This window comes from Pseudoduganella umbonata, from assembly GCF_014192225.1.
In the GTDB taxonomy this organism is placed as follows: Bacteria; Pseudomonadota; Gammaproteobacteria; order Burkholderiales; family Burkholderiaceae_D; genus Rugamonas; species Rugamonas umbonata.
The window spans coordinates 146,824-162,625 of sequence record NZ_JACHXS010000009.1 but is presented as its reverse complement, the minus strand read 5'-3'; the positions used below and the strand labels follow the sequence as shown (position 1 = coordinate 162,625).

The following is a 15,802-nucleotide window of genomic DNA, read 5'->3' as shown; positions in this document are numbered from 1 at the left end:
CGCGAGCCGGCGGGGCTTTGTCATGCGGCGCGCAGCTTAGAAGCTGTACGAAGCGCGCACGTAGAACGTGCGGCCGATCGCCGACGCGAAGCGCGGGTCGTAGCCAGCCTGGAAGGTGTCTTCCTGGTAGGACAGCGGCGGCTCGCGGTCGAACATGTTGCGCACGCCGAAGGTGACGGCGTAGCCCTTCGGCTGCGTCCACGACAGGTAGCCGTCGATGGTGGTGTACGACGCCACGCGGTGGTTTTCCTCGAAGGCATTGTCCGCGTCCAGGTAGCCGGACTTGTAGTTCGCGGTCAGGCCGGCGCCCAGCTGGCGCAGGTTCCAGCGCACGTTGGCGGTGTTCTGCCAGCGGAACACCGGGCCGATGCCGCGGTAGGCGCCCAGGCGGTCGATCCATTCGCCGCCTTGCGACGTCTGGTACTTGTAGCCGTGCACCCAGGTGCTGTTCAGCGCGAAGTTGTAGGTACCGAACGCATTGGTACGCAGGCGGTACTGGGCAGCCAGGTCCACGCCGTGGGTCTTGATGTTGCCCAGGTTTTGCGTGCGCAGGTCGACATAGCCGCAGTTGGTCGGCGTGACGCACTGCGAACCGTCGATCGACAGGTTGCCGGCCGGGTTGCGGTTGTACAGCGCCGCATACTTCACGCCGTCGGCGAACACGTCATCCTCGGACAGGCTGTCGATCTGGTGTTCCAGCTTGATGGCCCACAGGTCGGCCGACAGCGTCAGGTTCTGCACGCCTTCGTAGACGATACCCAGCGTGGCGTTCTTCGACTCTTCCGGATCCAGGTTCTGGTTACCGCCCAGCAGCTTCTGGAACTGTACGCGGCAGTTCGTGGCCGAGCCCTTGCCCGGGATCGGCGTGCCGTTCGGGCAGTTCACCGGATCGTTCTGCGTGGACGTGTTGGTGTACGTCTGCGACGCATTGATCTCGTACAGCGACGGCGCGCGGAAGCCCGTCGAGTACGAACCACGCACCAGCACTTGCTGTGCCGGCTGCCAGCGGAAGCTGAACTTCGGATTGGTGCTGTTGCCGAAGTCGCTGTACTTGTCGTAGCGCACGGCTGCCGTCACGTCCAGCGTCTTCAGCAGCGGCACGTTCAGCTCGGTATAGGCCGCGTACACATTGCGCGAACCTTCGTTGTGGGCGGTCGGATCGATGCCCGTGCTGGCCACGACCTTCTCGGCGTACTCGGTATTCGACGCCTGCACGAAGTGCTCGCGGCTGGCCACGCCGCCGATCGCCAGCGCGGCGGGACGGCCGGCGCCGAACCAGTCGGCGAGTTCGCGGCTGGCGTTGAAGTCCAGCGTCTTGGTGGTGCCCTTGGCATTCTGGATGTTGCCGTTCAGGGCGGCACCAAGGATCAGGTCCATGCCGGCCGCGGTCTGTTCGCCGAACGGGTTGATCACGCCATCGAGCACGCCTTGCGTGATGATGTCGCCGTTGCTGTAGCCGTTCAGGTTCACCTGCACCTTGTTTTCGTTGTACGACAGGGCGGTCTGGTAATCCCAGCCAGCCACGTTGCCGGACAGCGAAGCGACGAAGCGCTGCTGGCGGTTGATGTTTTCATCCGCGCGCGAACCGCCCGGCAGGTTACGCCACATCACGTTGATGTAGCCAGGGCGGGCGCCGTCCGGCAGGTCGGATGCGCCGAAGTTCGGATCGAGCTCGATGTTCGACGCCACGGCGCCAGGGTTGCCCGGGTAGTACGGATTCAGCGAACCGTTGGCCAGCGTGCGGTTCATGATCAGGCCGCCGTAGGGTACCGGCGCGATCGCGCTTTCCACCTTGCTGCGGCTGATCAGGTATTCCAGGCCCAGCTCGTGGTTGTTCGGCAGCTTCAGCGTGCCCTTGAACAGGCCGGTGGCGCGCTCGGAGCGCGGCACGTAGTCGACGAAGCTCGACGTCGTCATCCGGCAGCTGGTGCCATTCGGTACCAGGTTCGGCGCGCTCGTGCAGTTCGGCGCGGCCGGGTTGCCGGCATCACCTTCCTGGTAGTAGTTGGCCGGGCTGGTGCTGCCCGACAGGCCGCCGGGGTAGCGCGTGTTGAAATCACGGTCCAGGCCGCCAATGGCGCGCTGCTTCTGGAAATCGCCCATGGCGAAGAAGTTCCAGCCATCCGTATCCAGGTCGCCGAAGCCCAGGCCGATATTGCTGTTCAGGCTCTGGCCGCCCTGGTGGTGGGGCGAATCGCCGCCGACGGACACGATGCCGCCGGTGAAGTCCTTCTTGGTGATGAAGTTGATCACGCCACCCACGGCGTCGGAGCCGTACAGCGACGATGCGCCGTCGCGCAGCACTTCCACGCGCTCGATCGCCGCGAACGGGATCATGTTCAGGTCCGGTGCCGAGCTGTCGAACGCATTGTTCGCCAGGCGGCGGCCGTTCAGCAGGACCAGCGTCTTGTTCTCGCCGATACCGCGCATGTCGGCGAACGAGGCGCCGCCGGTGCCCAGGCCAACGACCTGGCTGGTGCCCTGGGTAGCCTGCATCGCAGCCACGGTGGACAGCACCTGCTCCACGGTGGTGATGCCTTCCGCCTTCAGCTGGTCCATCTTGACGACGGTGATCGGCACGGCCGTCTCGGCATCGATGCGCTTGATCGCCGAGCCGGTGATCTGTACGCGCTGGATCGGCTGCTCCGTCGTTTGCGCGAAGGCGGGCGCGGCGATCATGCCGGCAAGCCCCGCCGCGCAAATCAGGCGGATCGAATGGGAAAGCGTTGTTTCTTTGATCATTTATGCTCCAGTGTCATGGTCCGAATGCACGCTGAGCGGCTACATTGCCGGTCGGCGATCGCACATAAGACACTGTCGCGTTACTCTGGGTCAATAGTAATTTAACTTCTATTGTTACATTCGTGTTACATACAACATTTCTGTAACATCTTGTTATGAACAATCGAAAGATGTAACCAAATGTAGACTGGGACCAAACATTATTTTCCTTTTGCAGCATTCCTGATCGATCGATGCCAAAAAAATGCCTCCCTGGCAATAGCCGAGAGAGGCATCCGAAAAAAGCGGAGTTCGCCGGAATGGCGATCAGAGGCTCAGGCGCAGGCCGGCGTAGTAGCGCCGGCCGATCGGGTCGTAGGTGCCCGCGACGGTCTCGGCGCCGGTATCGCTGCCGGGCAGGCCGGAAACGATCGGCGGCGCCTTCGTGTCGAACGCGTTGTCGAGGCCCAGGTACACCTGCCATTTCTTGTTGATGTCATACGAGACCTGGAAGTCCTGGTAGGTTTTCGAGCCGACCGTCACGCCATTGCGGGGGATGTCGAACTGGGCCAGGAACTGGTCGTCCAGCGCCGCCTTGCCGATGTACGAGGTGGTGCTGTTGATGTTCCACGGTCCCCACCGGTAGCCCAGGTTCAGCGTGGCCCGGTTCTTCGCGGCCGAATCCACTTCGCCAGCCCAGTAGTCGCGATCCGCGCCCGGCGTCGGCACGTCGTAGCCTTCGCGCAGCCAGGTCCAGGCCAGGCGCGTGGACAGCCGTCCCGGGCCGACGCGGTCCGCCCAAGACACCGTTACGTCGACGCCCTCGGTGGCCACGCCGCCGCTGTTGCTGACGAGCGAGTCGATGTATTCCAGCGAGCCCGAGCTGTTGCCGCCGATCTGCGTGGGGCGGCGCGTGATCACATTGCACAGCGAACCGTCGCCGCCGTAGCAGTTTTCCAGCGCAAACTGGCGTGGCATGAACACCAGCGCATCGTCGATCTTGATGTCGAAGTAGTCCACCGTGAACGCGAAGTTCCGGATGGCGGGGATCGAGCGGGGCGTCCAGACGAAGCCGATGGTGGTGGACCAGCCTTTTTCGGCTTTCAGGTTCGGGTTGCCGCGGTCGTAGCCGCTGATGCCCTGGATGTCGGCCTGGTTCAGCGTGAACGAGCCGTTTTCGGCGATGTTTTCCATTACGCCGGGAGCGGCCCGGCAGGCCGCGTCGCGCGCACCCGACGACGACGCGGTCACGCCTTCGCACGGGTCGACGATGTCGGCCGGGAAGGTCTGTTGCGGCGGCTGGAACAGTTCATTGATGTTCGGCGCGCGGGTCGACAGTGCACGGGTGGCGCGGAACTTCAGGTCGCTGACCGGCGACCATTCCACGCCGGCGTTCCAGCTGGAGGTGTAGCCGACGGTCGAATAGTTGCCGCGGCGGAAGGAGCCGGACAGGTCCAGCGCGCGCGCGAACGGCTGGTCCTTCAGGATCGGCACGCGAACCTCGGCGAACAGTTCCTTGACGTTGAAGTCGCCGAAGGTCGGCGGCAGCTCGTTGCCGCCATTCAGGCCCGCCTGGGTCAGCGCATCGGGAACGGCGCTCGAATTCTCGCCACGCCATTCGAAGCCGGCAGCGAAGCCCACCGCGCCTGCCGGCAGGTCGAAGATATCGCCGGTGATGGAGCCGCCGGCCAGTTTCTGCGTGATCTGCGTTTCCAGGCTGCCCGGGGCGCCCACGTACTTCAGCGCTTCCGGCGAGATCGTGCCGAGGCCGAACACGTTGATCGGCACGCAGCCCTGCAGGCGCGCGTTGGCGTCGCGGCAGACCGTCTCGGCGGTATTGCCGTTGTTGTTGGCGTCGTCGACGTCCTGGATCGCTTCCAGTGCATTGCGGAAGTTCAGCACGTTGACCTGGCCCGTCGAACTTTGCGCTTCCTTGGTCTGGCCGTAAGCCACGTAGGCCTCATAGTTCCATTGGCGCACCAGGTTGAAGTTGCCCTTGACGCCGCCGGCAAGGCGGAACGTGTCGCGGTTGGCCTGGGACGAGCGGGTGCCCACTTCGGCCATGCGGCGCGTGAAGTAGTAGTCGCGCAGGCCGTCGCCATCGGTGTCGCTGATGCGGTCGTACAGGTATTGCGGCACGATCGGATTGCGGCGCAGCGTGCCGTCGACAAGGAACTCGGCGGGTACCTGGCCGCCGCTGGCCGGATAGATGTCCTCGGCGCCCAGCGCGAAGGGTTCGATGCGCGTCGCCACCCGGGTGGCGGCATAGTTCCCTTCGAAGAACAGCGAGTGGTTTTCGTTGAGCGCCATGTTCCCCGTCGTGGCCAGCAGGTAGCGTTCCGTGGGCACGGCGATCGAGCGGAATGCCGAGCGGTTGAAGCCGGTGGCGGCCAGGCTGGCCGTGCCGTTCGTGCTCCACGGGATCACGTTGCCTGCGGCGTCGTAGGTGTAGCTGCCTTCGTCATGGAAGAAGCGACCCTGCGGCGCATAGCTGGAATAGAACGGCCGGATCACCTTGAACAGGTCTTCGGGATCGTTCTCGGAGGTCTGGTCCACCGCGGTCTCCGGCCGGTCCTTCGAGTAGACCGCACCCTGCTTGGTGTAGCCGAAGTGCGTCATGATGTTGCTGGTGCCTTCGGCATTGCTGACGCCCCACGTGGCCGAGAATTTCTTCTTCGTGTCGTCGTGCTTGGTGCTCTGGCCGCCTTGGGCATCGAGGATGAGGCCGTTGAAGTTGCGCTTCGTGACGATGTTGACGACGCCGGCCACGGCATCCGAACCGTAGGTGGCGGACGCGCCGCCCGTCAGCATGTCGACGCGCTCGATGAAGTCGGTGGGAATCACGTTCAGGTCGACGGCCGTCTCGCCCGGTATGCCGGCCACGAAGCGGCGGCCATTGAGCAGTACCAGCGTGCGCGACGTGCCCAGCGAGCGCAGGTCGACGGTCGAGACGCCGGCGCTCGAGGTCGAGAAATTCGAGTTGGTGCGGCTGACCGACGGCGTGCCCAGCGTGGGATTCTTCAGCAGCAGTTCCTGCAGGTTCGTGACACCGGAGGCGGCGATGTCGGTGGCCGTCAGCACCTGCAGCGGCGACGCCGATTCCGCACCCGGCGCGCGGATACGCGAACCCGTCACCTGCACCGTCTGCATCGGCGCTTCCTGCGCGGTTTGCGCGGTTTGCGTGGGGGCGGCCTGGACCGGCGCCTGCTGGCCCTGGGCCTGTGCGGTCATGCCCACCATTACGCTGCCGAGGCACATCAGGCGCACGGACTGCGAAAGTCGTTTCTCTCTCATGCTGTTTTGCTCCCTGGTTGATCAGACGGTCGGCGCAGGCTCACCTGCCGATAGAAAGATCTTTAGCCAAAGATGCAAAAACTACAAATTATTTCTAATCGAATCGCGGTCGGATGTATGGGATATGCAACGGTTCCCAGTAGGGACCAATTTATATTTGGCGCGGCCAGCGGCCTGGGTCGCGCCTTGGTTCACGCGATATCACCCTCGCCGAACAGGGTCCGCCACAGCCGCGTCACGTTCTCGGCGTGCAGCGCCACGCGCAGCGGATCGACGTGCGACTGCTCGCCGCCCTGCAGCCGGATCTGGTGCTGCAGCTTGCGCATCGCGCGGTAGGCGTCGCCGACCTGGGCGGCCAGCGTGGCGTCGATCAGCCCCAGTTCCGCGCAGATGCGCAGCAGCGCGATATTGCCCCGGTTCGCCGTCAGCTCGCGGTGCTGCCCGGAATGCTGCAGCACCAGGTACTGCACGATGAATTCGATGTCGATCATGCCGCCGGCATCCTGCTTCAGGTCGAAGCTTTCCGGCCGACTCGGGTAGGCGTCGTGCATGCGGCGGCGCATCGCCAGCACTTCCCGCTTGAGCTCTTCACCGGTCACGCGCGGCTGGCGCAGCACCTCGCAGCGGATCTCCTCGAAGCGCCGGCCGATGTCGGCATCGCCGGCGCAAAAGCGGGCGCGCGTCAGCGCCTGGTGTTCCCAGACCCATGCCGACTGCTTCTGGTAGCGCTCGAACGCCGCCACCGACGACACCAGCATGCCGCTGGCGCCATCCGGCCGCAGCGCCGTGTCGATGTCGAACAGGATGCCGGCCGGGGTGTGCGTGGTCATCCACGTGATGAAGCGCTGCGCCAGCTTGGCGTACAGGCCGGGCGCTTCCTGGTCGTCGTCGTCGTACAGGAAGATCACGTCCAGGTCGGAGACATAGCCCAGTTCCTTGCCGCCCAATTTGCCGTAGGCGATGACGGCGAAGCGGGGCACCTCGCGGTGGCGCTTCGCGACCGTGCGCCAGGCGGCCTGGATCACCGCGGCCACGATCACGTCCGCCAGCGCGGACAGGTGGTCGGCCAGCTTTTCCACCGTCAGGTCGCCGGCCAGGTCCTGCGCCAGCAGGTGGAACAGCTGCGCGTGGTGGACCTCGCGCAGGATGTCGAGCTGGCGCTCGGTGTCGCCTTCGTAGACGGCCAGCTGGCCATCCAGGTCCTGCGCCAGGGCCACCGGGTCGAACACGGCGGTGCGGATGCGCTCGTCCAGCAGTTCGTCGAGCAGGATCGGGTGCTGGGTCAGGAAGGTGGCGGCCCAGGCGCTGGCATGCATCATGTCGATCACGCGCGCCAGCGTGTGCGGGTACTCGGTCAGCAGCGACAGGTACGAGGAGCGCCGTGCGATTGCTTCGAGGAAATCGAGCAGGCGGCCCAGCGTGCCCAGCTGCGTGCCGACCGGATTGTTCTCGGCCGCGCGGGCAATGCGGGGCAGTGCCGCGTTGATCAGCGCCACGAACAGCTGGCGGCTCGCTTCGGGCATCGATTGCACGCGCGGCGCCTGCCACGTGGCGATCAGCCGGCGCGCCGCGGCGGACGGGTTGTCGTAGCCCAGGCTGGCGAAGCGCGATTCGATCGCCTCGAAGTTGTCCGGATCGGCGCATTCGTTGCTGGTGGCCGGGTCGATTTCCTCGTCGCCGGCCTTGTCGGCAAAGATCGCGTCGAACTGCTCGGCGACGAAGCGCCGGTGCTGTTCCAGTTCGGCGAGCAGGGCCGCCGCATCGGGCAGGCCCATCATGCGCGCCACCGTCTCGCGGTCGGCGTCGTTCGGCGGCAGCGTGTGGGTCTGCGCATCTTCCAGGTATTGCAGCCGGTGTTCCAGGTTGCGCAGGAAGGTGTACGAGGCCAGCAGGCGCTCGACGGTGTCCGCCGCCAGCAGGCCCTTGTCGGGCAGCACGCGCAGCGTCGCGCGCGTGGAGCGGTCGCGCAGGCTCGGGTCGCGTCCGCCGCGGATCAGCTGGAACACCTGGGCCAGGAATTCGATCTCGCGGATGCCGCCGCGGCCCAGCTTGACGTTGTGGCTGCGCTCCGGGTGCAGCCGTTCCTGCCGGTTCACCTCGGTGCGGATCTGCATGTGCATCGTGCGGATCGCATCGATGACGCCGAAGTCCAGGTAGCGGCGGAAGCAGAACGGCCGCACGATCGCATCGAGCGCGGCGATATCCTCGGCGCGGCCGGTCACGGCGCGCGCCTTCACCCACGCGTAGCGTTCCCACTCGCGGCCCTGCACGATCAGGTACTGTTCGACCATGCCCAGGCTGGCCGCCAGCGGGCCGGAGCCGCCGTTCGGGCGCAGCGCCATGTCGACACGGAACGTGAAGCCGTCCTCGGTGATCTCGGCGATCGCCGCGATCAGCTTCTTGCCCAGCCGGACGAAATACTCGTGATTCGACAGCACGCGCTGGCCTGGCGCCGTCGGCACCGTATCGCCGTCTTCCGGATACACAAAGATCAGGTCGATATCGGACGACACGTTCAGCTCGAAGCCGCCCTGCTTGCCCATTGCGAGCACGATCAATTCCTGCGCAACGCCCGACTCGGCGCCGGTCGGCACGCCGTGCGCCGCGCGCATCTCGGCATCGACTTCGGCCAGGTGCGTGCGGATCGCGAAGTCGGCCAGCCGCGTCACCGCCGTCACCACCTCGTTCAGGTCGGCCAGCCCCTCCAGGTCGCGCCGGATCAGGCCGGCAATCAGCAGGTTGCGCAAGCGGCGCATGCCGCGTGCCGTCGGCAATACGCCACCTTCGCGTTCCACGGCCAGCAAGGCCTCCAGGTCGGCGCTGTCCAGCGGTTGTTGCACTAGAGAATCGATCTTCGCCTGGCGGTCAGGCGCGGCGGCAAGCCAGCGCTGGTAGAAGCGGCTGCTGGAGACTGGGGAGACGGAAGAGGGCATTTAAGGACTTGGTAACGTAGTGTAATGGTCAGCTTTGTGCGGGCTAGTTTAACCGGGCCTTGGGGTAGAATGGGCACCTCTCGCGCCCTGGGCGTGAATGAGCCAATATTTTTTTTGCCGCTAAGCATTTTTCAGGGCGGCTGACCCAGGGATTGTGCGTTGACGGAACAAACGGCAGAGAAAGAGCTGACAGGCGAGGGCCCGCTGGTTGTGCGCTGGCACCGTCTCCAGGCCGCTTACCGCCTGTGCAACCTGGCCACCCACCACGTCCTGGGATTCACGATCAAGCTGGTGCTGGTCGTGTATTTCGCGCTGGCGCTGCTGTTCCTGGCGCTGCGCTGGGCCGTGCTGCCCAATATCGACCACTACAAGGACGATATCGAACGGCTGGCCAGCCGCGCCGCCGGCAATCCCGTCACGATCGACCGCATCTATGCTTCCTGGTCCGGCCTGCGCCCGAACCTGTTCCTGGGCGACGTGGTGCTGCGCGACGGCACCGGCCGGCAGGCGCTGCGGCTGCCCAGCGTCTCGGCCACGCTGTCGTGGTGGAGCCTGGCAACGTTCGGCGTGCGCTTCGAATCGATCGAACTGATCCGGCCGAACCTGGACGTGCGCCGCGAGGCCGACGGCAAGCTCTACGTGGCCGGCGTGCTGCTCGACCCTGAACGCAAGGATGACGGCAGCGGGGCCGACTGGCTGCTGGCCCAGCGCGAAATCGTGATCCGCGAAGGCCGGGTGGCGTGGACCGACGCCATGCGCGGCACCGAACCGCTGGCGTTGCAGGACCTGCATGTGGTGCTGCATAACAGCTGGGGCCGGCACCGTTTCGGCATCAAGGCCGCGCCGCCGCGCGCGCTGGGCGGCACGCTCGATATCCGCGCCGACTTCCGGCAGCCCGCGTTCACGCAGCATGCGGCCGACGTCAGGCAATGGCGCGGCACGCTGTACGCCGCCGTGCGGAACGCCGACCTGGCCGCCTGGAAGCCGCACCTGCCGTATCCGCATGAACTGGCATCGGGCCGCGGCAGCCTGCGCGCGTGGTTCGACATCGACCGCGCCCGCCTGACGGGCGCGACGGCCGACGTGGCGCTGGACGACGTCGTCGCCACTCTGGGCCCGGACCTGCCGCGGCTCGACGTGGCCGCGCTGGCGGGCCGGCTTGCCTTCAGCGAGGACAAGGCACCACGCGGCGCCGACCGTGAAGCAGCATTCGGCGCCTATGGCCACCGCGCCAGCGTGACCGGCCTCACGCTGCGCACGCGGGACGGCGCCGCGCTGGCGCCGACGACGGTGACCGAACGCACCACGCCTGCCACCAGGAGCCGGCCGGCCAGTACCGAGCTCACTTCGCCGGCGCTGGACCTGCAGGTGCTGGCCGGACTGGCCACGCGGCTGCCGCTGCCGGCCGCGCAGCGCACCCTGCTGGCCGACCTGGCACCGCGTGGGCGGGTGGAAAACCTGCAGGCACAGTGGCAGGGGCCGCTGTCGGCGCCGGCCGCATGGCGGGTCAGGGCGGATCTGCGCGAGCTCGGCATGGCAGCATTGTCCGCGCGCGCGGCCGTGCCGGCCGACGGCAAGTCGCCGGCGCTGCCGGCCATGCCGGCCCTGCCGGGCTTCGAGCGGCTGTCCGGCACGGTCGAGGCGCGCGAAGACGGCGGCAGCATTGTGCTCGACGCGCCCGGTTTCGCGATCGACATGCCGGCCTGGTTCGACACGCCAAGAATGCCGTTCAGGAAACTGCTGCTGGACGCATCGTGGTCGCGCGGCGACGAGGGCCTGCGCGTCGACCTGGGCCAGCTGGAATTCGACCAGGAAGGCCTGACGGGCGCGCTGTCGGGCAGCCACGTGCTGCCGGCCGGGAAGGATGGCAGGCTTGCCGGCCCCGGCACCGCCGACATCCGCGGCAAGCTGGATGGCTTCACGATCAACCGCATCGGCCGCTACCTGCCGGTCGCCACGCCGGCGCACCTGAAGACCTGGCTGACCGGCGCGCTGGAAGGCGGCAGCGCGCACGACGTGTCGGTGCGGCTGGCCGGCGACCTCGCGCATTTCCCGTTCGCGGCCGATACGCCGGATTTCGGCAAGGGCGAATTCCGCATCGCCGGGCGCATCAAGGATGGCAAGCTGAACTACGAACCGTCCCACTTCGCGCCGGACGGCAAGTCGCCGCTGTGGCCGCAGGCCGAACAGATACAGGGCAGTTTCGTGTTCGAACGCGCGCGCATGGAGATCCGCGGCGACACCGCGAAGACGGGCAACGTCAACCTGGCGAACGTGAAGGCCGTCATCGCCGACCTGATCCATCACGACAGCGTGCTGGAAATCGACGGCAACGCGGCCGGCGCGATGAGCGACTACCTGCGCTACGTGGCCAACAGCCCGGTGCTGGGCTGGATCGGCCACTTCACCGACCAGACCTCGGCCACCGGCAACGCGAAACTGACGCTGCGCCTGGACCTGCCGCTGAACCGCCTGCTCGAGAGCAAGGTCAACGGCACGCTGCAATTGCAGGGCAACGACGTGACGCTGTGGAACGACATGCCGCCCGTGCTGCTGGCCACCGGCAAGATCGAATTCAACGAGCGCGGCGTCAACCTGAACGGCCTGAACGGCACGTTGCTGGGTGGCCAGCTGACCGTCGGCGGCGGCACGCAGCGCGACGGCACGATCGCCGTGCGCATCGGCGGCAACGTCACGGCCGACGGCCTGCGCCGCACCTACCCGTCGCCGGCGCTGCAGCGCCTGGCCCGGCACATCGATGGCGGCACCCGCTACAACGGCCTGATCACCGCGCACAACCACCGCTACCAGGTCGTCGTCGAATCGCTGCTGACCGGCGTGGCCCTGGATTTCCCGGCGCCGCTCGTCAAGAATGCCGCCGACGCACTGCCGGTGCACTTCGTGCTGAACGGCGCCGCCACCGACGAAGCGGGGCTGGCGCGCGACGATATCCGCATTTCCCTCGGCAGCACCGTGGCCGCCTACTACCAGCGCCAGCGGCAAAGCCGCGGGCAGGAACGCGGCGCATGGCAGCTGGTGCGCGGCGGCATCGGCGTCAACACGGCCGCGCCCGAGCCGGACAGCGGCATGGCGCTGAACGTCAGCATGAAATCGCTGAACGTGGACGACTGGCTGGCGCTGGGCACGGATATCGCCGGCGCGGGCGGCGGCAACGGTGGTGGTAATAACGGTGGTGGTAATAACGCTGGTGGTAATACCGGTGGCAACAGCGGCAGCGGCGGCGGCATCGACCTGGCGCAGTACATCGTGCCGGAGACGATGGCGGCGCGCACCGACGAACTGATCCTGGCCAGCCGCAAGCTCGACGGCGTGGTGCTGGGCGCCACCCACCGCGGCGGCGCCTGGCAGGCCAACATCGATTCGCGGCAGGCCAACGGCTACATCACGTGGGCCGAATCGCCGACCGGGCGCGGGCTGGGCAAGGTCACGGCCCGGCTGTCCAGCCTGATCATTCCCGAATCGGCGGCCGGCGACGTGAAGGACATGCTGGAACGGTCGGCCAGCTCGCCGGCGATTCCCGCGCTCGATATCGTGGCCGAGCGTTTCGAGCTGTTCAACCGGCCGCTGGGCAGCCTGGAACTGCAGGCCTACAATGCGCTGATCACGTCGTCGCGCGAATGGCGCGTATCGAAGCTGGCGCTGGTCAATGCGGACGGCGCACTGCACGGCACCGGCCGCTGGGTCACCCGCGGCGGCCGCCAGGACAAAGCGGGCAACGAGCAGCAAGCCGGGCAACAGGACGAGCGGCACAACACGGCGCTCAATTTCAACCTGGAGATCCATGACGCGGGCAAGCTGCTGGAACGCTTCGGCTTTGCCGACACGGTAAAAGGCGGCAAGGGCAAGCTGTCCGGCGATATCGCGTGGAAGGGGTTGCCGTATTCGCTCGACATTCCCACGCTCTCCGGCAAGCTGGACCTGAACGTGGAAAAGGGCCAGTTCCTGAAGCAGGACCCGGGCGCCGCGAAGCTGCTGGGCGTGCTGAGCCTGCAAGCACTGCCGCGGCTGCTGAAATTCGATTTCAACGACGTGTTCTCGCAAGGCTTGCAGTTCGACGGACTCACCGCCGGCGCCCAGATCGACCGCGGCATCGTGAAGACGGAGAACCTGAAAATGCACGGCGTGCAGGCCACTGTGCTGATGGCGGGCACGGCCGACATCGCCAACGAATCGACCAACCTGCACGTGGTCGTCATCCCGGAGCTGAACTTCGGTACCGCGCCGCTGGTCTATGCGCTGGCCGTCAATCCCGTGATCGGGCTGGGCAGCTACCTGGCCCAGCTGTTCCTGGCGCAACCGATGATGAAGGCGCTGACGTACCAGATGCAGGTGACGGGGCCGTGGAAGGCGCCCGTCATCACGAAACTCGACGAGAACAGGCTGAACCCCGGCAGGACTGTAACCGAGGACATCGCCGCGCCCGACCTGTCTACCACCACCCGCACCCAGTGAGAGGACATCATGAGCACTTTCGGTAATCCTGCCGGCAACTTCGTTGCAGCCGTCCAGATGGTTTCCACGCCCGACGTGACGGAAAACATCGCCACCGCCCGCCGGCTCGTCGGCCAGGCCGCCGCGAACGGCGCCGGCCTCGTCGTGCTGCCCGAGTACTGGCCGATCATGGGCATGGCCGATACCGACAAGGTGGCGGTGGCCGAACAGCTCGGCAGCGGCATCATCCAGGACACGATGGCCGAGCTGGCGCGCACGCATGGCGTCTGGCTATTCGGCGGCACGCTGCCGCTCGTCAGCGGCGAGGCGGGCAAGGTACTCAATACCACGCTCGTGTTCGACCCGGCCGGCGCGCAGGTGTCGCGCTACGACAAGATCCACCTGTTCGGCTTTGCCAACGACAGCGAATCGTACGACGAGGCGCGCACCATCGTGCCGGGCAGGCATGTCTGCACCGTCGAGACGGGGGCCGGCAAGGTGGGCATGGCGATCTGCTACGACCTGCGCTTCCCGGAACTGTTCCGCGCGATGGGGCCGGTAGACCTGATCGTGGTGCCCGCCGCGTTCACGTACACCACCGGCGCGGCGCACTGGGATACGCTGCTGCGTGCCCGCGCCATCGAAAACCAGTGCTACGTGCTGGCCGCTGCGCAGGGCGGCACGCACGTCAACGGCCGGCGTACCTGGGGCCACAGCCAGCTGATCGACCCGTGGGGCGAGGTCCGCGCGATCGTCGAGGAAGGCGAGGGCATCGCCGGCGGGCTGGTCGACCGCGAGCTGATCGACAGCGTGCGGCGCAAGCTGCCCGCGCTGCAGCATCGAACGATGTAAGGCACACACTAGGCCGCGCGGCGTGGCGGCGGCGGCCATGCCGTGAATCCACTACAATGGCAGCCAGTCATAGCTCGGGAAATTCACCATGAAACCATTCGAACCGAACCTCACGTCGCTGGCCGTCGCACGCGATGTATTGCTGACCCCGTTCGGCCTGGACGAAGGCAAGCTGATCAAGACGCTCGGCACCATGTTCACGCACAAGGTCGACTACGCCGACCTGTACTTCCAGTTCACCAAGAACGAGGGCTGGAGCCTGGAGGAAGGCATCGTCAAGACGGGCAGCTTCTCGATCGACCAGGGCGTTGGCGTGCGCGCCGTGTCCGGCGAGAAAACGGCGTTCTCGTACTCCGACGAGATTTCCGAAGCGGCGCTGCTCGACGCGGCCGCCGCCACGCGCACGATCGCGCGCGCCGGCGCCGGCAAGATCAAGGTGGCCGGCAGCCTGGCCCAGCAGGGCGGCCGTTCGCTGTACCTGCCGAACGATCCTTTGAGCTCGCTCGATGCCGCGGCCAAGGTGAAGCTGCTCGAACGGGTGGAAAAGATCGCCCGCGCCAAGGATCCGCGCGTGGTGCAGGTGATGGCCGGCCTGGCCGGCGAATACGACGTGGTGCTGGTGGTGCGCAGCGACGGCGTGCTGGCGGCGGACATCCGCCCGCTGGTGCGCGTATCGGTCACCGTCATCGTCGAGCAGGACGGCCGGCGCGAGATGGGCTCGTCCGGCGGCGGCGGCCGCTACGACTACGGCTATTTCACCGACGAACTGCTGACGCAGTACGCCGAAGACGCCGTCAAGGGCGCGCTGGTCAACCTGGATTCGCGCCCGGCCCCCGCCGGCCCGATGACCGTGGTGCTGGGCCCGGGCTGGCCCGGCATCCTGCTGCACGAGGCGATCGGCCACGGCCTGGAAGGCGACTTCAATCGCAAGGGCTCGTCGACGTTCTCGGGCCGCATCGGCGAACGCGTCGCGGCCAAGGGCGTGACGGTGGTCGACGACGGCACCCTGCAGGACCGCCGCGGCTCGCTGAACATCGACGACGAGGGCAACCCCACCCAGTGCACCACGCTGATCGAGGACGGCATCCTGCGCGGCTACATCCAGGACACGCTGAACGCCCGCCTGATGAAAATGCCGGTCACGGGCAACGCCCGCCGCGAATCGTTCGCGCACCTGCCGATGCCGCGCATGACGAACACGTACATGCTGGCCGGCGACAAGGACCCGGCCGAGATCCTGGCTTCCGTCAAGAACGGCCTGTACGCGGTGAACTTCGGCGGCGGCCAGGTCGACATCACGAACGGCAAGTTCGTGTTCTCGGCCAGCGAAGCCTACATGATCGAAGACGGCAAGATCACGTACCCGGTGAAGGGCGCCACGCTGATCGGCAACGGTCCCGACGTGCTGAACCGCGTATCGATGATCGGCAACGACATGAAGCTCGACCCCGGCGTGGGCGTGTGCGGCAAGGAAGGGCAGAGCGTGCCGGTCGGCGTCGGCCAGCCGACCTTGCGCATCGACGGCGTGACCGTCGGCGGCACCGCGTAAC

Annotated in this window: 6 protein-coding genes; 3 read left to right on the top strand and 3 right to left on the bottom strand. The window is 66.6% G+C overall.

The genetic code is table 11. The features are described from left to right. Positions 1-36: 36 nt before the first annotated feature. From FHS02_RS21760 to glnE, 3 genes are all read right to left on the bottom strand, one after another. Positions 37-2,742: a TonB-dependent receptor gene (locus FHS02_RS21760; protein WP_137316355.1), complete on the bottom strand. Its 2,706-nt coding sequence runs from the start codon at positions 2,740-2,742 to the stop codon at positions 37-39. 306 nt (positions 2,743-3,048) lie between these two features. Then, on the bottom strand, positions 3,049-6,015 hold the full coding sequence (locus FHS02_RS21755) for a TonB-dependent receptor domain-containing protein (RefSeq protein WP_137316356.1): 2,967 nt from the start codon (positions 6,013-6,015) through the stop codon (positions 3,049-3,051). A gap of 191 nt (positions 6,016-6,206) precedes the next feature. Next, positions 6,207-8,948, bottom strand: coding sequence for a bifunctional [glutamate--ammonia ligase]-adenylyl-L-tyrosine phosphorylase/[glutamate--ammonia-ligase] adenylyltransferase (gene glnE / locus FHS02_RS21750; protein ID WP_137316357.1), 2,742 nt, complete (start codon positions 8,946-8,948; stop codon positions 6,207-6,209). 159 nt (positions 8,949-9,107) lie between these two features. Here glnE and FHS02_RS21745 point away from each other — a divergent pair, with 159 nt between their 5' ends. From FHS02_RS21745 to tldD, 3 genes are all read left to right on the top strand, one after another. Beyond that, positions 9,108-13,421, top strand: a complete 4,314-nt coding sequence (locus FHS02_RS21745) for a YhdP family protein (RefSeq protein ID WP_229422362.1) — start codon at positions 9,108-9,110, stop codon at positions 13,419-13,421. 9 nt (positions 13,422-13,430) lie between these two features. Further along, complete coding sequence (locus tag FHS02_RS21740) at positions 13,431-14,252, top strand: carbon-nitrogen hydrolase family protein (RefSeq protein ID WP_229422363.1); 822 nt, start codon at positions 13,431-13,433, stop codon at positions 14,250-14,252. 88 nt (positions 14,253-14,340) lie between these two features. Further along, entirely contained in the window at positions 14,341-15,801 is a 1,461-nt protein-coding gene (gene tldD / locus FHS02_RS21735) for a metalloprotease TldD (RefSeq protein WP_137316358.1), read from the top strand. Position 15,802: the final 1 nt, after the last annotated feature.